This window comes from Mucilaginibacter sp. A5337 (assembly GCF_059690695.1).
The window spans coordinates 40981-59184 of sequence record NZ_JCAWEC010000008.1; the positions used below are offsets into that span (position 1 = coordinate 40981).

General features: G+C 41.5%; 12 protein-coding genes. 7 read left to right on the forward strand and 5 right to left on the reverse strand.

Features of this window, described 5'->3' with window-relative positions:
* Positions 1-196 precede the first annotated feature (196 nt).
* Both AC59JO_RS24750 and AC59JO_RS24755 read right to left on the reverse strand, forming a co-directional pair.
* Entirely contained in the window at positions 197-1771 is a 1575-nt protein-coding gene (locus tag AC59JO_RS24750; RefSeq protein WP_497308752.1) for a Na+/H+ antiporter, read from the reverse strand.
* 57 nt (positions 1772-1828) lie between these two features.
* Positions 1829-2710 carry an alpha/beta fold hydrolase gene (locus AC59JO_RS24755; protein WP_497308754.1) on the reverse strand — a complete coding sequence of 294 codons (882 nt, stop codon included), beginning with the start codon at positions 2708-2710 and terminating at the stop codon, positions 1829-1831.
* A gap of 345 nt (positions 2711-3055) precedes the next feature.
* Between AC59JO_RS24755 and AC59JO_RS24760 the strand changes: the two genes are divergently transcribed.
* Together AC59JO_RS24760 and AC59JO_RS24765 are read left to right on the forward strand one after the other, a co-directional pair.
* Entirely contained in the window at positions 3056-3799 is a 744-nt protein-coding gene (locus tag AC59JO_RS24760) for an SDR family oxidoreductase (RefSeq protein ID WP_497308756.1), read from the forward strand.
* A 23-nt stretch (positions 3800-3822) separates the two neighbouring features.
* The gene (locus AC59JO_RS24765) at positions 3823-5190 is read left to right on the forward strand and encodes an NAD-dependent succinate-semialdehyde dehydrogenase (protein ID WP_497308758.1); all 1368 of its coding nucleotides are present in this window, start codon (positions 3823-3825) and stop codon (positions 5188-5190) included.
* A gap of 515 nt (positions 5191-5705) precedes the next feature.
* Here the strand turns inward: AC59JO_RS24765 and AC59JO_RS24770 are convergent.
* Positions 5706-5831: a hypothetical protein gene (locus tag AC59JO_RS24770; protein WP_497308760.1), complete on the reverse strand. Its 126-nt coding sequence runs from the start codon at positions 5829-5831 to the stop codon at positions 5706-5708.
* A 234-nt stretch (positions 5832-6065) separates the two neighbouring features.
* On the opposite strand from AC59JO_RS24770, the gene AC59JO_RS24775 reads away from it, so the two are divergent.
* The 4 genes from AC59JO_RS24775 (at position 6066) to AC59JO_RS24790 (ending at position 12753) form a co-directional block, all read left to right on the forward strand.
* Entirely contained in the window at positions 6066-8588 is a 2523-nt protein-coding gene (locus AC59JO_RS24775) for a histidine kinase dimerization/phosphoacceptor domain -containing protein (RefSeq protein ID WP_497309049.1), read from the forward strand.
* Between the two features lie 17 nt (positions 8589-8605).
* Positions 8606-10576: a sigma 54-interacting transcriptional regulator gene (locus AC59JO_RS24780; RefSeq protein WP_497308762.1), complete on the forward strand. Its 1971-nt coding sequence runs from the start codon at positions 8606-8608 to the stop codon at positions 10574-10576.
* A 218-nt stretch (positions 10577-10794) separates the two neighbouring features.
* Positions 10795-11640: an alpha/beta hydrolase gene (locus tag AC59JO_RS24785; protein ID WP_497308764.1), complete on the forward strand. Its 846-nt coding sequence runs from the start codon at positions 10795-10797 to the stop codon at positions 11638-11640.
* Positions 11641-11832: 192 nt separating this feature from the next.
* On the forward strand, positions 11833-12753 hold the full coding sequence (locus tag AC59JO_RS24790; RefSeq protein WP_497308766.1) for a LysR family transcriptional regulator: 921 nt from the start codon (positions 11833-11835) through the stop codon (positions 12751-12753).
* 1045 nt (positions 12754-13798) lie between these two features.
* On the opposite strand, the gene AC59JO_RS24795 is transcribed toward AC59JO_RS24790, so the two are convergent.
* Complete coding sequence (locus AC59JO_RS24795; protein WP_497308768.1) at positions 13799-14215, reverse strand: GlcG/HbpS family heme-binding protein; 417 nt, start codon at positions 14213-14215, stop codon at positions 13799-13801.
* Positions 14216-14247: 32 nt separating this feature from the next.
* A complete protein-coding gene (locus tag AC59JO_RS24800) occupies positions 14248-14550 on the reverse strand; it encodes a putative quinol monooxygenase (RefSeq protein WP_497308770.1) in 303 nt (100 codons plus the stop codon).
* A 1651-nt stretch (positions 14551-16201) separates the two neighbouring features.
* Here AC59JO_RS24800 and AC59JO_RS24805 point away from each other — a divergent pair.
* Positions 16202-17653 carry a hypothetical protein gene (locus AC59JO_RS24805; RefSeq protein ID WP_497308771.1) on the forward strand — a complete coding sequence of 484 codons (1452 nt, stop codon included), beginning with the start codon at positions 16202-16204 and terminating at the stop codon, positions 17651-17653.
* Positions 17654-18204 lie beyond the last annotated feature (551 nt).

The window sequence follows — 18204 nt, forward strand, 5'->3', positions numbered from 1 at the left end:
ACGCTGCTTCTCAAAATACTTGATTAACGAGTCGAATGATTTTTTTAGGTTCTTTTTTTGCTTCTTTTTTGCCCATCATTGTCGTTTTAAGGGTTAGATCGGCAATTAATATACTGGTATTAGTTTGAAATCTTTGCTTGTAGTTCGGCTAAATATTGATAGTGCCAATGGAAGAAGTTGAACCGTTGACACTTATTTAATGGAAACGACTTTTTTCTTCCTCGAGGTCGATGTGAAAAAGATGTCGACGAATTACATCTTCAGTGATGGCACTGCGCCGGTGAATTAGCATCACCAGCCAATCCCTCTGAACTTGTAGTACCTCGTGATAGATCCTTAATGACTCTTCGGAGAAAGCAGCTGTCTCGGCTTCGGTGGCTGTCAATTGCCATTCCCTGGCCATTTGCTGTAACACCGGGTGTTCATTTAGTTTGGCGCAGTAGTTCGTGTTTAGATAATCGAATGCCAGTTGACTGAGCTGAGTTTTTAGTTCGTTATACATTTCATCTTTAGGAATTGCGTAATCGGGATCTGTAAGTTTGAATTTTTTTATAATTACAGGTAAAGAAAGCCCCTGCAACAATAATGTGCTTAGGATAACAACAAAAGTAATAAAGATGATCAGGTTACGGTGAGGAAATTCCACGCCGTTAGTAAGATGGGCCGGTATGGAAAGTGCCACCGCAAGTGATACTACTCCACGCATTCCCGCCCAACCAAGTATGAATGGGCCTTTTACACCCGGATGTCTCATGTCTGCAACCGGAATATAATTTCTGGCAAATAAGGTGATGGCCACAGCGCCGGTGATTGCTAAAAAACGGGTGATGATCAGCACAAGGGTGATGACAAGACCGTAACTAATTGCTGAAGATAGACTGACCCGCTCAAGCCCGGCAGTAATTTGCGGGAGCTCAAAGCCAATGAGCATGAACATTAGCCCGTTGAGCAAAAAAACTAAACTTTCCCATACGCTTGTCGTTCGTAACCGGGATGTGCTGGTTAAAAATTCGAGGCGGTGATTGGAAAGTAGTAAGCCACCGGAAACAACAGCCAGAACCCCCGAACTGCCAATTGCCTCACCCGTGATGTACATGGCATAAGGCGTTAGCAACGTCAGGATAATATCCATATTGGCATCGGTAGGCAATAGTTTTTGCACCTTCATAATAGCGTAGCCAACTATTGATCCGCTGCCAATGCCACCCAATACCATCCAAATAAAGGATAATGCAGCGTGTTGCCAGATAAACTGCCCCGTAGTGGCGCATATTATTGCGAAACGAAATATTAAAAGCGATGAGGCGTCATTAAGCAAACTTTCACCTTCTAATATGGAAGACAAACGTTGGGGAACTTTAACGAATTTAAGAATCGCGCCGGCGCTAACAGCATCAGGGGGAGAAACAATGCCGCCAAGTAAAAAGCCAAGCGCTAATGAAAATCCCGGGATAAAATAGTTTGCCGCCAGTGCCACAGCCAGCGCTGTAACAAAAACTACGATACAGGCAAAACATGTAATCAGGCGCCTCCAGTGCCATAGTTCTTTCCAGGATATTTGCCATGCCGCGTCATAAAGCAAAGGAGGTAAAAAGATGACAAATATAAATTCAGGTTCCATTGTTACGGGCGGTATTCCTGGCGAGAAACTCAACACCAGTCCGGCCAGCACGAGAATGACAGGGTAGGCAACCTTGAATTTATTCGCCATCATGATAAGTAGCAGCATGATAACAACAAGGCTAAGATATAAATAGAATGTTTCTATCATATATTCCAGCTTCGGGGCTTGTCGAGGGCAGTGGACAGCAGTATTAACATGGTTTGATCAAGTGTTTAAAAAAGTGCAAATCAGGTTCGAAGCCTCTCTTCCATACTCCTCCAAAAGAAAATGACCGCCCTCAAACAAGTGGATCTCTGCGTCAGGCAGGTCCTTTTTATAAGCCAATGCGCCGGGACCGTGAAATATTTTATCATTCTTACCCCAAATGATGAGACTGTTTGGTTGGTTGTTTCGGAGATATGCTTGCCATTCGGGGTACATTGGAAAGTTAGTGCTGTAATTTTGGAACAGTATCTTTTGAATTGCCCTTCTGCCGGGTTGCTCGAGAAAAAAGTGATCCATATTGTAGCTGTCCGGACTTACAGCGCCCGGATCCAGGGAACCGAACAAGTATTGCTCTTTTATTCCATCCAAAGACAACATGTAACGAACTGCTGCTTCCAGACCGGCAACGTCATTAGCTTCTGTCATAGCGCCAATTTTTTGAACATCGGGGCCTAGCCCTTCCAGGTAAGCATTGGCATTTTGTATGATCAGGCTTCTGACCAGTTCGGGCCGCTTGCTGACGATCCGGAAGCCGACAGGTCCTCCGAAATCCTGCATATAAAAGCAGATATCACGAAGTCGCAATACGTCGATAAATTGCTCTATAATTTCAGCAAGATGATTGAATGAATATTCAAATGTTGTAGGGTCAGGGCAGCTGCTATACCCGAAGCCAGGATAGTCTGGTGCAATTAAATGAAAATCAAATGACAGCCATTCGATCAGGTTCCTGAACATGTGTGAAGACGACGGAAAACCATGTAATAATAAAATAGTAGGTTTATCCGGGTTCCCAGCCTCACGATAGAAGATATCCAGGTCGTTAATCTGTGCTTTATGATAGCGAACGCGTCGGGCGGAATTGGCTTGTTCTGTTTGCATGATCTTTAATTTTTATAATTCTTTATTAACCGGGCAACGATGATAAACAGCGGCATTGTCACTGCGCTTTTCGCAACCTTTATCCTTGATTTTGTCCCGTTTTTAAAACTCAAAATTAATTGGATGGGCTTGTTTTACATTGGATTATCCTATTACTTGAATAGTAACACTTATTGTTTATGTGATATATCCACACCGGTTCCGGGTCGTAGATTTGATTGATGAAAATAATTATAAGATATCCTCAAAAATTGTAAAAAGCCGGATTATTGATACTCAATAAAATCGTATTTGCAATTCCAAATTGCCTGAAGATAAAATCAGATCATTCTAAAAATAAAAAAAATGGGAAAGAACATCAAAAACAAGGTCGTCGTAATTACGGGGGCAAGCAGTGGCCTCGGCGAAGCAACTGCTAAGTATCTGGCAAAAAAAGGCGCGTTCCTGGTACTCGGCGCGAGACGTAAGGAGCTGTTAGAAAAAATAGTTCAAGAGATCACATCAGATGGAGGGACTGCTATTTATCAGCAAACTGATGTAACAATTAAAGAACAGGTTGCTTCATTGGTTAATAAAGCAGTCGAATCCTACGGGAGAATTGACGTGATAGTCAATAATGCGGGAATAATGCCTATAGCGCCAATGTCAGAGGTACGGACGGATGAGTGGGACAACATGATCGATATCAATATTAAAGGCGTACTTTACGGGATAGCGGCTGCCTTACCACTGTTTCAAAAACAGGGTTCAGGTCATTTCATTAACATCGGCTCAGTAGCCGGTATCAAAGTCTTCAGCCCGGGCGGAACCGTTTACAGTGGGACTAAATACGCCGTACGTGCTATCAGTGACGGTTTAAGACAAGAGGTAGGCGGTACTATACGTACAACAAATATTGAGCCCGGAGCGGTTGACTCTGAATTAAAATTAAGCACTTTGCATCAACAGAGCGCCGAAAATATCAAGGAATTTTATACAATAGCCATACCCGCGATAACGATAGCCAAAGCTATAGCTTACGCGATTGAACAACCAGACGATGTAGACATCAACGAGATTGTTATCAGACCAACGGTACAGGATTTTTAATATTATATTTAAACAAATACGTCATGGGTATAGTTTCAATTAATCCCGCAAACGGAAAAACCATTAAAGCCTACATGGAGATCAGTGCAGAGGAGGTTGAACAGAAAATAGGGCAGGTGCACGAAGCATGGGAAAGCTGGAAAAAGTCAGAGTCCGGAGTCCGCAGCAAATTACTCCATAAGATGTCGGCTGTATTACGGGAGCGCAAGCAGGAATTAGCGACGTTGATGGCAAATGAAATGGGCAAGCCGATCACGCAAGGGCTTTCTGAAGTCGAAAAATGCGCGGTTTGCTGCGAATATTATGCTGAAAATGGTGCAAAGCATCTGGCAGATCGTTTCATTGAAACGGAAGCGAGTAAAAGCTTCGTTTCCTTTCAGCCGCTCGGGGTAGTTTTGGCAGTTATGCCCTGGAACTTTCCGTTATGGCAGGTATTCCGTTTTTTGGCGCCGGCGCTTGCAGCAGGTAACTGCGGGGTTTTAAAACATGCTTCAAACGTACCGGGATGTGCGATAGCCATAGAAGAGATAGTTAAGCAGGCCGGTTTTCCGGATAATGTTTTTTTAATCCTCCTCATTGGCAGCAGCAAAGTTTCGGCCATCATTGAACATAAGTATATTAAAGCGGTTACGATCACAGGGAGCACCAATGCCGGCATACAGGTGGCTACCAAAGCTGGCTCAGTGCTCAAAAAAGTAGTGCTCGAACTTGGCGGCAGTGATGCTTATGTTGTGCTTGCCGACGCAGATCTGGAAGCTGCTGCGGAGATATGTGTTGATAGCAGGCTGATTAATAGTGGGCAAAGCTGCATAGCAGCAAAAAGATTTATTGTTGAAAGTTCGGTGCTTGAAGAATTTACGGCGTTGTTTCTTAAAAAGATGCAAGCAATGAAAATGGGCGATCCGCTCGATCCGGGAACAGACGTTGGGCCACAGGCGAGGGCCGATCTGAGGGACGAACTTCACAATCAGGTGGCCAGATCAATCGAAAAAGGTGCTGTTTGTATCCTTGGCGGTGAGGTACCCGCGGGAGATAACGCCTACTATCCGCCAACCATCCTAACCAAAGTGAAACCAGGAATGGCTGCTTACAGTGAGGAATTTTTTGGCCCGGTAGCCTCAATAATAGAAGCCTCCGACGAAGCAGACGCGATCAGAATAGCTAATGACAGTATTTTTGGCCTGGGATCAGCAGTGTTCACCAACGACCTTGCCAAGGGCGAAAGAATTGCGAAAACAGAACTTGAGGCTGGTTCAAGCTATGTCAACCACAAAGTGCTCTCTGATCCAAGATTGCCTTTCGGAGGGACAAAAACATCAGGATATGGCCGAGAATTGAGCGAATTTGGTATACATGAGTTTGTAAATATCAAAACGGTTTACATTAAATAATAAATACTTTATGTAATTGCTAACAGCTGTTCTTATAAAGACTTAATCTAACTTAAACCGCCGATGCCAGGGGCACTGAATATAGTGTTCCTTGGCCATCGTTCCGCCAACCGGAATGTTTTCAATAAAAAAGTAATCAGCCTGCTGCAGACACTGGATATGCTTTTCATAGAGGTGTGTTAAATTATTTTTCTAAATTTCTGATGAATAAAACTACAATTATCTCTGCTGCAATATTTGTTTTTTTATTAATAACGTAGTAGGCGTGATTATCTGTTATTATTTATAGGTGACGTGGCCAAACTATCCGTTTGACTTAACTATGATTCCGTAGTACTGTCATTGACTTTTGATAACGGTAAAAAGCCCGCGATTGAACGGATGGACAGCTGATATCCTCGGATGCGCAGTTAGTTTGATCATATCGCAGGTTCCTCTGCTGTATATTTTGCTATTAGTGACTGGCATTATATGGGTGATCGTAATTGCTTACCTTTTAAGTTTGAATGAAATGGTCAGGCTGGTGTTGGCGGCGTTTGTACTTGTGATGCTTCGTGGGCATGATGTACAACATTGGCTGATACTACCACTACATCGTTTAGGTGCTGTCGTTGCAGGTTGTATCGTAGACTTTTTAACATTACTGTCTGGAATTTTAGTACCAATTCAATTCCAAAAAAAAAGTTAAAATAACGGAAGATCCGTAATTGTAATCTTAGGAGCTTTTTTCCTTATCTCTGAAAATGGGAGATTTCATTCATATGTTCTTTCATTAAAAAATGCGGATATGTAATGTAGCGTATGTTTGATGTAATAAAGCCATCGCATTTTATTATTTTCGTTTACAGTAAAATATATTTTACAAAGTGAAAGGAATGAATTCTATCGGGTATATTCCTTTTGGAGCATTATACAGGTTTAAGTATTCCTCCAAAACTGTTAAACTATTTGTGCGAACAATATCAGTGTTAGCGTTTGTGCTTTTGTTTTCCATAAATGGCTATTGCCAGCAGAACTTAAGTGGATATAGTAATGTTTCCAAACAGCGTTTGCTGATCCGTATCACTGCTCAATATATTCATACGATAAGCCAGGGGCAGATCGATATGGACAGTGCTATACGCATTCCTTGTAAATTTTATAAGTTAAGTCCTCTTCTTGCATATAACGAAGGATATAGTGATGGAAGACCTTCAGCAGGATCCACGTTGCTCGATGCCGGCAAATTAAATCAGGCCCGTTCTTTACTTAATAAAACCACTGGCGAGGGCCACCTTAGGCTGCTTGTTGAATTGGGGACTTATTTAGTTTTTAAGCCTGGGGATAACAAAGCCGATCTTGACGAAGCGGCGAAGTACATCAACGAGGCTCTACAAATGAGTAAAGCCGCATCGGTAAAATGGGAAATTGAAAGCAAGACCCTGCAAGGGCAGTTGCTTCAACAATACGGACGCCAGGAAGAAAGCCGGAAAGTTTTTTATGAGGTAGGGAAAATAAGCGAACGGGCAAATAATAAATTTGTTTTTGGGCAGGCTATGCTTAACGCCGGAAGCGCGCTAAATTATGGTGATCCCGAGAGACTGATAGATTTCGAAAAAGCGCTTCAGGTTTTTGAATCTTTAAACAATAAAGAGAAATCAATCGAAACCTTATCACAGATAATCATCGAAAATTTTGTTGCCAAGCGATATGACGTTGCCGAACAACTATCTATAGAAATTATTAAACGAGAGCAAGCGATAGACTTTCATTGCCGCCAATACTCTTACGACGCGCTCGCTTATATCACCAACCGAAAGGGACAATTGACTAAATCTTTAGAATATTCTAATAAGTCCATGGAAGCTATTAATTCGGGGATAGACTCTGCTTTTTTAGGTTATTTTTATGTTCGCAGAGGGATTATACTTGAGAGCCTACTTAAGCATCAGGAAGCTATTCAATGGTTTAATAAATCGCTCAATGCAAAAACAGAACTAACCAAGTTATATTGGCTCAGACCTATAGCCGGCTCAGTTCATTCGCTTATTCTTCTTGGCAAGCCGACCGATGCTTTAACCTTGCTCAAAACAACCGCCCATAAGTATGCAATTTCTTCCTATTTTGAAAAAATGCATTATTTCTATTTATTGGGGATAAGTTATGACAATCTTCGGCAAACAGCACTGGCTCAGGAGAATTATCAGCTATTTATCAGCATGGCAAAACTTTTTCCGCCAGAATATGTGCATGATGAGTTTCCCATTGCATTTTATCAGATAGCTACTTTTTACCGCAATAGTGGCAAAACTCAAATTGCCCGTGAAATGCTTGAGCGGGGCAAAGCTTTTACAACAAAGCAGGATATGCAAGGAAAGGGGTTGTATTATTCAGAGTTGTTCAAGATTGATTCTACCGAGGGGAAATACCTGTTTGCAGTTAAGGATCTTCAAAAAAGTCATGAGTTTTCTGACTCCGCTTTTAGCAACGATCAGATCAAAAAATCGGCTGAATTATTAGTTAAATATGAAGCAGAAAAAAAAGATAAAAACATTAAATTGCTGAACGGGCAAAAGCAGGTAGCGCAGTTCCGGGCGGCGGAGGCAAACAGAACAAAAAATATTACCCTGGTGGGTTTAGCATTATCAACAATTATCGTAATGTTGCTGATAAGCCTTTATGTAAACAAGCAAAAAGCTAACCAAAAACTGGAGGAAGGCAGAAGGGAATTGGATCAGAAAAACACATACCTTGAAAAAGCAAACGAAGATAAAGATAAGCTCCTGAAGGAAAAAGAATGGCTGCTCAAGGAAGTTCATCATCGGGTAAAAAACAACCTTCAGATGGTGACAAGCCTGCTTTATTCGCAATCCGTTTACCTGGAAGATAAGGTGGCAAAACTGGCTGTTAATGATAGTCTACGTCGGATGCAGGCGATGTCCCTGATCCATCAAAAGCTGTATCAGGATCAAAACTCATCAGAAATTGCTATGCCCGAATACATCGATGACCTTGTGCGCTACCTGCATGAGAGCTTTGACATAGAAAATAAGATTATTTTTAAACAGGATGTTGAACAGGTGAGCCTTGATGTGTCTCAAGCTATCCCTTTAGGCTTGATTGTTACTGAAAGTATAGTAAATGCTATAAAGTACGCCTTTATAAGCGAGCAAAAGGGTGTGGTGAAAATTATATTACAACACGACGGGGTAAATTATCTGCAATTGAAGATTTCGGACAATGGGATTGGTTTTCCTCAGGGTTTTAATACGATGGAACACAATTCGCTTGGACTTGATTTGATGCAGGGCCTTGCCAGACAATTGAATGGCGACTTTACTATCGAGACAAATAATGGTGTACATATTACCGTTACTTTTGCTGTTTTAGGCAGCGATGTTTCCCAAATCCCACAATAGATATAGAATAAATTAATATGAAGAGCAAAATATTAATTGTTGAAGACGAATTTGTGGTTGCTAATGCCCTTCGTCTGGTCATTAATCAGGCCGGACACCATGTATGCGGAATAGCTACATCTGCCGATGACGCTGAGATAGCCGCTCAGAAGCACAAGCCAGATATTGTATTGCTGGATATCCAGCTGAGCGGCAAAAGGTCAGGGATTGATCTTGCTCATCAGCTTAAATCTAATAATATTCCTTTTATTTATCTTTCAGCTAATTCAAGCCAGAAGATACTCGAAGAGGCTAAAGCAACAGAGCCATATGGGTTTTTAGTAAAGCCATTCAGAGAAAAAGATGTGCTGGTAGCCCTGGATATCGCTGCATACCGACATCAAAATAGCCAGGAAGCCAGGCTGCGGCGGGAGCTGTTTCTGCAGGATCAGCTCGTTGATATAGGTAATGAATTGTCAGACCCTGTGCAAGGCATTTTAAAGGTTACACATTTGTTGCAGCCTTATGTGCCGAACGACCTGCTCGTATCCGGGCGAAAGCCGCTGCAAGGTGCAAACTGCACCGGGTTCGGATTTTTACGTACGGGATTGGAAGAGTACCAGGTTATAGGTAATGATGAGTTGGCGGCCATTGTTGGTTTAACACCGAATTATTTTTTTGAAAATGATATTCTTAACAATGAGGTTAACGCTCTGATATATAACGCCGGCGCCTATAAAAGTGTTAATAGGCTGAATGAAATGGAGCGTAAGTTATTCGATCATTTTAAAATAGAATCTAATCTTATTTATACCGTTGTTTTGAACAACAGCATACGGGTTAATTATTTTTTCTATAGCCGTCAGCGCGACGCTTACAATCAGGAACACATCAATTTACTCAACCGGCTGAAAATCCATCTTAAAGAGATCTCAGAAAAATTGTTTGGTGAAAAAGCCAGGCCGGCGGTCCGCCCTCCGGCACAGGAGGATCCGATTATCCTGCCAGTATCACAGGTGCCGGAATTTGATTGTATTGTTGGAAACCATCCGCTTTTGGTAGCTGTGCTTGACCTTGTTAAACACGTTGCTCCCTACAATTCTTCTGTTTTGATACTGGGCGAGAGTGGTACCGGGAAAGAAAAGATAGCGGAGAGTATTCATTTGCTTTCGGGGCGCAGGGACGAACCTTTTGTAAAGATCAACTGTGCTACTATTCCGCAGGCGTTGGTGGAGTCGGAACTTTTTGGCCATGAGAAAGGAGCATTTACCGGAGCTACAGAAAAAAGAAGAGGAAAATTTGAACAAGCCAGTGGCGGAACGATATTTTTAGACGAGGTAGGGGAACTGCCGCTGGATATGCAAGTTAAACTATTGCGTGTTTTGCAGGAAAAAGAAATAACCTATGTAGGGGGGAGTGGCGTTAAAAAAGTAGATGTAAGGATTGTTGCGGCTACCAATCGAAATCTTGAAAAAGAAATTGCTGCCGGCAATTTCCGGCTTGACCTTTATTACCGCTTAAATATTTTTCCGATCACCCTCCCCCCCTTACGTGACCGAAAAAGCGATATCGCTTCGTTGGCATCACACTTTGCGAATAAGTATTGCCGGGAATTTAATAAGCCATTTACAGGAATTTCTGAATCCATGCTTGCAGAAATGTTTGCTTATGACTGGCCTGGAAATATAAGGCAATTAGAAAATGTGATAGAGCGTTCTATTATTCTTAATGACGGAAAATCTGAATTGAAGTTATGCCAAAGCCTCACAGAAAATTCGGTTGCGATAACAGGGCCGGTAATGCTTGCTACGTTGGATGACGTGAAATACGTGCAGCGGGAAACCGAGCGCGAATACATCATTTCCATTCTGAAAAAAACTAAAGGGCGTATCCGTGGCCTTAACGGTGCCGCCGATCTGCTGGATATCAAGCCAACAACCCTTGAATCTAAGATGGCCAGATTGGGAATAAGAAGAGATGATTTCCTAAATCAATCCGGTAAAGTTTAGGCAAAAAAAAAATAACTGTTTGATTATTCCCATATACTCCGAAATGAGCGGAGGTTGGTCCTTTCAACTCCGATAATTTCGGAGTCTCCCGTGGGATTTTTATTGGATATAAGGGTTGTTGTTATTTTTAAATACCTGTATTTCAGATGTTTGAATTGTGTTTTTTCGTTTTCTTTAGTTTTTAGCTCAAATGGCATGTATTTTAATTAGTCATATACATGGAGTCAACAGCAAAGCAGCGAACTTCCTTTTTTACAGACGCTAAAGGACGGAAAATTTTTTTCAGGAATTGGATGACCGACAGCAAACCTAAAAGTATAATTGTTATTGTTCACGGACTTAATTCTCATAGTGCTTATTATCAGAAATTCGCGCAAAACCTCAACGAAAATAATTATGAAGTATATGCTCTGGATCTTCCGGGGCGAGGTCAATCTGATGGCGAGCGATATTATATCGGAGATTACAAAGAAGTTATTGACACCATCGATCTGTTGATTACGATCATACAAACAGCGCTTCCAAGCGTCCCGGTGGTTTTATTAGGCCATAGTGCCGGTGGTGTATTTACTTCGGTATATGCATGCTATCATCAGAAAAAGCTATTCGGCCTTATTTGTGAAAGCTTCGCATTTCAGGTTCCTGGAACAGGCATTGCACTGGGATTAATGAAATTACTTGCGCATATTATTCCACATGCAAGGATTATAAAGCTATACAACAAAGATTTTTCAAGGGACCCAGCCTATATTTTTAAAATGAATAGCGACCCCTTGATAGTGAATGAAAAGCAACCGGCCAAAACCATGCAGCAATTATTATTTGCCAGTGAATTTTTAAAAAGAAAGATGCCCGAAATAAAATTGCCTCTTTTAATACTGCATGGCACTGCCGACCGCGCGACCTCGCCCGAAGGAAGTAAATATTTTATGGAACAGGCAGGCTCTGCAGACAAAGAGCTGAAAATATATGAAGGACATTACCACGATTTGTTGAATGATAAATATAATACAATTGTAATCAGGGATATATTGAACTGGCTTAAAATAAGACTTGCAAATTGAGATGGATTGATGGCGGGACTGCGGACTGCTAAATCAATAAAATACAACTAACCAAACACATAATATGAAACTACAATTTACTATCAATTACCTTTTATGCATTACCGGGCTTCGATGCTGTTATCTGTCAAGGCCGAACCCGTTTGATCAGCATTAATAAGCAATAAGGAACGTATTTTAAAACAACAGGCAATGATAAATTTGGAATGGTTCAGGACTTTTAAAGTTATTTACGAAGCAGGTTCCTTATCTGCGGCCGCACAAGCTTTGTTTATTTCACAACCAGGTGTAAGTCTCCACTTGAGTTCGCTTGAAAGCTACACAGGTGACCGTCTTTTTGACCGGAGCACACGGCAAATGATAGCTACAGAAAAGGGTATTTTCCTTTATAACTTTATTATCGAGCACATGAATAAGCTCGAGGAAGCGGAAAACATTTTTCACAGAAAGTCTAAATTCGAAAAAACAACTGTTAGCGTAGGAATGTCTATGGAGATTTTTCAATACATGCTTGAATCTCACGTTTCAGCGTTACCGTTTAATCTCACAACCCGCTTTGGCGATTGTCAGCAAATGTTGCAGGAACTAAACAATGGTACGTTGGATCTTATCCTGACAACACAAAAAGGGAATCAACATAACCTGGAATATACACCGTTTACTAAAGAGCGGATACTATTAGTTTGCGGAAGTAAAACAGATGCAACAGAGTTAAATGAATTGTTGCGCATTGATAACCGGCCGGCGATAAAAAAATGGCTGACGACCCAGATTTGGTATAGCACGGATGCAGATGCCGAACATTTGAAAAGGTTTTGGTGGTCCAGCTTTAATACTCTACCTGGATTCCGCCCTAACTATGTTTTACCATATTACGGGTCAATCATTCGATGCCTGTCCAATAATAAAGGTTTTGCAGTGATACCAGATTTTTTATGCAGGCAGGAGATTGCTGACAATGTTATTAAGCTTGCTTGGGAAGGTAGCCCGCCCATTGAAGATACACTTTATTTTGGTAAAAGAAAAAGTATGGCGTACTTGGACGAGATTAAACAGCTGGAAGCCATTCTGTCAAAGAGTTGGCCGGTTTATGCCGACATACAATCGGCCTGATTTTATTAATAGCCAAGCAGTCCCTGTACCCAAACTTTTTCGAATCATAATTTGGAGATTAAAATGGAAATGCTTGTTGATTAATTGCAATTGCTTTGACGGCGCTTCCCTCACAGAGTGCAAAAGGTTGTATTTATCACTATTAAAAACAAAAAAGTAAATAGAATGGCTTCTGATTTTAGGAACGGCTATAATTTCAGCATCCGTCTGGCATATAGCCCCCAACCTTATTATTGTGCGTATTGCGCTCAAAATTTACTTGATAGCTCCCTCATTTATATGGGATCGTCCGGCAAAAGAGGTTTGTCACTTTATACGAGCGGATTAAAATAGAGCATCGGATTTAAGCAGAATGAACTGTGCGTTATATCTTATAAAATTTTGTGCCCTGCGGTTACATCCTTTAGCTGAACGTAAAAAACTAAGGCAGGTGCCCGTCGCAAGGGATGCAGGTTTTTCATTGGACAGACTCGGAAATTAGCACAAACAGGTCTTCCGCTTCGCCATCAAAATACACCCAGTTAATATAAAATGCAGGAGTGCCGTTCACTCCCGCTTGCCACAATGGCCTCTTTATCTTTTGGGATCTTTGCACGAATTGATGGGCTAATCTAATCGGTAACAAATATTACTTCCTTCAGATAAAGGTTCTGGGCCAGTTCCATCAAATAATCATCGCTTAAATTTGTTTGATTTGAAAAAATTAGATCATGCATCTCTCAATATTTATCTTGCTTACCCGCGGCTTCAGCGGCGCAGGCGGCATCGAAAGCATGGAAATGCTAAGTAGTTTATGGAAAATTTCGAAAAGTTTATTTACATCAGGTCCAAAATGCTGAAGTAAACTTTAGATCAAATATTCGACCGCAGCGCAGGTCCGGCGTGAAAATCGCCAAGCTCAATAATTTGAAATTGGGGATATGCAGCAATACGCGTATGATCGCTGGCTGATAACGGAAATTTAAGATGAGTCATTATTTATTATCAATTCGACTTTTGATCTTACATTACCGCTGAACCTGGATTTATTGCTTTAATTAGGGAACTATTTATTTATCTGATCGTTATATGCGGCTGCTCCGGCGGATGCTACCTCGTAGTCCTGATCTACCGAACCTCCGGAAACTCCAATTGCGCCAATAACTTTATTCGCACTGTTTTTGATCACTATTCCTCCGGGGAAGGATACCAATCCACCATTGGTTTGCTCGATATCATGTAGCGGACCGCCCGGTTGTGACTGCTTTCCTATCTCACCCGAATCGCTGTTAAAGAGACTGGATGTCCGAGCTTTTTTTAAAGCAATATCGGCACACCCTAACATCGCGTTATCCATTCGCATGAAGAATTTAATGTTGGCTCCTTCATCCACAATGGCGATATTCATCGGGATGCCTATCTCAAAAGCTTTATCCCTTGCTGCTTGGGCAATTTGCCAGGATTGATTAAGATTTATAGTCATGTCGTTAAATTTAAGCCTAAGAAAAAATGAACTTAGAACGATAGTGGCGTAGTGACATTTATTTCACGAGCCTCCAGCAAAGGGACTATTTTCCCGACGACTATATTTTGAAAATGCGCGGCCCCCCGGTGTTCGGCAGCAGCTGCCTCATCTTTATAACCTTCAAATAATAACAGAGTATTCGGATCGGCGTTGTCTTGTTGTATTTTGTAAAACAAGTTACCTGCTTCGGCCATGGTTGCTTTAACAACTTCCGGTAACAAGCCCAACACCTTGCTAAGCTGGCCCGGTTTTACTTTCCATTTGGCGATGACGTGAACTGCTGATTTTTCCATTTTTTTACATGATTGGAGCTGTTTTAGGAAAGTCGACTTTCTTTTGAAACAGCACGGGATGAATTGAAAATAATGACTGCTGCTTTCTTTTAAATTTTAGCAGCTTTAATAAATACTTTTATTTGTGCTATGCCCCATTGCTTGTATGATGACGACGTCAGGATTATTATGCGCAGCCAGGACTACATGTTCTGCATATTCAGTAATTATCATGTATAAAAATGTAACGTCTAAATTTTAAACAAGTTATCGGAATTTGAGCCGCTGTTATCCTGCAGTCTTTTTAGCGCGAATCGGAATATGCTTGTTCAAAAGTGACGCATCGGATAAAATGCCAAGCATACGAAAGATCGCGGGTTTTTCCTCTTTCTCATATTGATTTTGTTTAAAGGGCATTTGTCACTGGGAATAATGGCCGACAATGTAGAGGTCCTTTATTCGCAATTGACGTAGTAGTTACAGCTGTTGTTTTCACAATGAGTCTTAAAAATGTTAATTAAACCTGTTGCCGATTCTGCGTTTTACCGTTTAGGGATGTTCAAATTTATCCTCAGTTATGTGATGTTGTATATCAGCAGAATTATATTAATTATCAGATAGCTGATAATTGATCCAACTTTGCACAATATGTTTTTGAAGGCGAAGACTAAAAACTCTTAAAGAAAAAGGTGAATTCAGCTTATCAATAATGGTTTGGAAATGAATTATAAAGTGGTTTTTAATGGGGGACAGAATAAAATGTGGCTGATGACGAGTACGGTAAAACTGTTGATAAAAACATACTTACTTTCCGGCGAGACGGGCGCAGTAGATGTTGGTTTAGTATGCGGAGAAGGACTGGGGGGGGGGTAAAACTTAACAACATAACATTACGATTAGGGCATATTACTGTGTACCGGAGAGGCCGGTTATTAGCATGTGAAAACCGGTAGCATTAGCAATAACGCTATGGCAAAAGCAGCATATACGCAGTTCGAAGAAACCGAACTACATTCTTCCTGGGACTGCCACGCGGATCCCGTACTCCGTTATGTGATTACAATAAAGGGCCTCCCCAAGTTCGAGACATTCAAAGGTTAAATTTATACTTCAACCGGGGGAGGTTCTTATAGCGACCGATTATACTGGTACAGGACATCAATGGGATATATTTAACGAGGACCTCTGGTGACGGGTTTATGTTGTCTTTAAAAAGGGAGCTGACTGCACTTTGTACCTGGCGGGGAATGATTAGCACGGTTTAAATCAAGCATGTTCATGAAAGGACCTGCAAACGTTCGGATCATTATAAAGGTAACCGGTTTTATTACTTAATTAATAAATCTTATAAGTTATGTTATTTAAAATATTACACAACTAACCCGAGCTTGGTCAAAAGAAAGCTGGTTAAGATAAGTCGTTATTATATATTAATAATTGGTTTATGATCAGTGTTTTAGTAATCTGCACAGGCACAGAAAGCTAGGAGCCGCAGAAATTGAAAAATGGGAAACGTAAACTGATGTGCTTTTTAGCAAAGGTCTTATTTGATGGGGTGACCACCGCGGCTGATCAATGATATTCTCTGAAATGAGGGTTATTTCATCTATCGGGAGGGGGGAAGATAATCGGTTTATTTCTAAATATAATGATATGTATAAGACAGATAATTATGATTAAGAACAAAATATATCTGTGCCTTCCATTTTTTGTGGCAACGATATTTATGTCCGTTAATGTTTTTGGACAAGGGGAGTCGCCTGATTACAAGGAAGGCATGACCCTTAAATTTGACAGTACTGGAAAGAAATATATCCGATTTATCACGTCGGCCACTTTCTGGGCAAGATATACCGATGCTAATCCTGGAACGACTGTTAACGGTGTACCCAAAAACAATTGGACTGATTTCAGCCTGAGGCAGTTCAGGTTCATAACGATCGGGCAATTGAGCCCCCGGTTCCTGATCCTCACCGATATCGGTATGGATAATCAGACATTTTCTTCTGGCGGGGTGCCCGGAGGCGGAAATACCGGCAACGGCGGTACAACCTTCAATGGTACTTTAGGGAAAAAACCGGGCATATATCTGCACGGCTTGACCAATGAATTCACCCTAATCCCGGACAAGCATATGAAGACAGGCAATAATAACCGGTTTTCGTTGTATATCGGAACAGGATTGCACTATTGGATGGGATTAAGCCGGATGACCTCCGCAAGTTCGTCCAATTATCTGGCGCTTGATGCCCCTATTTATAATTGGCCAACGGTTGAGCTTTCAGATCAATTTGCACGTGCGTTAGGAATTTATTTCAAGGGGAACGTGGGACCGGTGGCGTACCGCTGGTCGCTCAACAAACCTTTTACGGTGCTTTCCAGCGCTGCTAATTATCCTGCCGGTTCTCCTGAGATAAATTACGCAGTTGATAATAATGCAACTGGCAAGCTGGCCACCACCGGTTACGCGGCTTGGCAGTTTTTTGAGAAGGAAGGCAATTCGTTACCCTATACAACGGGAACATATATCGGTACGAAGAAGGTTTTTAACATTGGAGCTGGCTATTACTCAGCCGGCGAGGGTACGGTCACGCAAGCCGGAAATACCACCGCGTCGCCACTAATCCGGCATGATATCAGTCTTTGGGCGGTCGACGGTTTCGCCGATCTGCCTTTCGGCGGACATGAAAACTGGGCACTGACCGCCTACAGTGTCTACTACCATTATAACTTCGGTCCTAACTATTTAAGGAACGGCTCCATCATGAATGCGAACGTCTCTGCAGATCCCAGTTATGGCGGCTCTGTTTCACAGGCTGGCTTAGGCAATAATGCACCCTTGATTGGGACAGGCTGGAGCTGGTTCACACAAGCCGGTTTATTATTACCCAGGAGCTTTACCAGATCCAATACACGGATACAGCCCTTCGGTGAATTCAGTCTGCAGGAATTTCAACGGTATGGCAACTCGAAATTTACTTACTGGAGTGCGGGCGGTAATATATTTCTTGACGGGCATTATGCCAGGCTTACTATTAAGTACCAGACCAGGCCGATCGTAGAAAACAATGTGCAGGCAGCATCAAAAGGGACATTCATTATTGCCACGCAAATTACCTTATAATCTGGGAAGCCCGATCAAAACCCTTAGAAAGCGCCAGTTCCGAATTTTAAAGTTATTTAACGCGATAGTTGCACAACACGATGCATTGACTGCCAATATTTTGCATTATGCGTAGAAGCACCGGCAATCAAAATAACTTTTATTTTTATATGTATTTGATAGGAAAACAATTTCCTGTCGAAGATATAAACAAAGCAGGTATTGGCATTTATCAAAAGCCATACTAATTCAATTGTAAGTTAATGGTACTTAGAAGTTTCACCATATCGTTATCGCAGATAGTCGATATGCTGACATCGTTTAATTCATTCAAGGTGCTGGTGTTTGCCTTGCTGTGCAGAGAATCGCAAGTCAATGAAAGCCTATCATCGTGTTGAGGATAATGGATTTTCAGTTCTCAATGCTTTTCTTGATTAAAAAGTCGACAGATAACCGGCGTAAAGTATCCGCACTGATAGGCTATCCGGATTAAGGTATATAAGTGAAACGTATAGAGCAGCAGTCCTGCTGCAAGGTTATGCGCAATTCAATCTATACCTCAAAACTTTTTG

Coding starts and splice junctions, on each gene's coding strand:
- AC59JO_RS24750 (WP_497308752.1), bottom strand. CDS start 1,771: ATGATAGAAACATTCTATTTATATCTTAGCCTTGTTGTTATCATGCTG.
- AC59JO_RS24755 (WP_497308754.1), bottom strand. CDS start 2,710: ATGCAAACAGAACAAGCCAATTCCGCCCGACGCGTTCGCTATCATAAA.
- AC59JO_RS24760 (WP_497308756.1), top strand. CDS start 3,056: ATGGGAAAGAACATCAAAAACAAGGTCGTCGTAATTACGGGGGCAAGC.
- AC59JO_RS24765 (WP_497308758.1), top strand. CDS start 3,823: ATGGGTATAGTTTCAATTAATCCCGCAAACGGAAAAACCATTAAAGCC.
- AC59JO_RS24770 (WP_497308760.1), bottom strand. CDS start 5,831: ATGTTAAAAAGTCTACGATACAACCTGCAACGACAGCACCTAAACGAT.
- AC59JO_RS24775 (WP_497309049.1), top strand. CDS start 6,066: ATGAATTCTATCGGGTATATTCCTTTTGGAGCATTATACAGGTTTAAG.
- AC59JO_RS24780 (WP_497308762.1), top strand. CDS start 8,606: ATGAAGAGCAAAATATTAATTGTTGAAGACGAATTTGTGGTTGCTAAT.
- AC59JO_RS24785 (WP_497308764.1), top strand. CDS start 10,795: ATGGAGTCAACAGCAAAGCAGCGAACTTCCTTTTTTACAGACGCTAAA.
- AC59JO_RS24790 (WP_497308766.1), top strand. CDS start 11,833: ATGATAAATTTGGAATGGTTCAGGACTTTTAAAGTTATTTACGAAGCA.
- AC59JO_RS24795 (WP_497308768.1), bottom strand. CDS start 14,215: ATGACTATAAATCTTAATCAATCCTGGCAAATTGCCCAAGCAGCAAGG.
- AC59JO_RS24800 (WP_497308770.1), bottom strand. CDS start 14,550: ATGGAAAAATCAGCAGTTCACGTCATCGCCAAATGGAAAGTAAAACCG.
- AC59JO_RS24805 (WP_497308771.1), top strand. CDS start 16,202: ATGATTAAGAACAAAATATATCTGTGCCTTCCATTTTTTGTGGCAACG.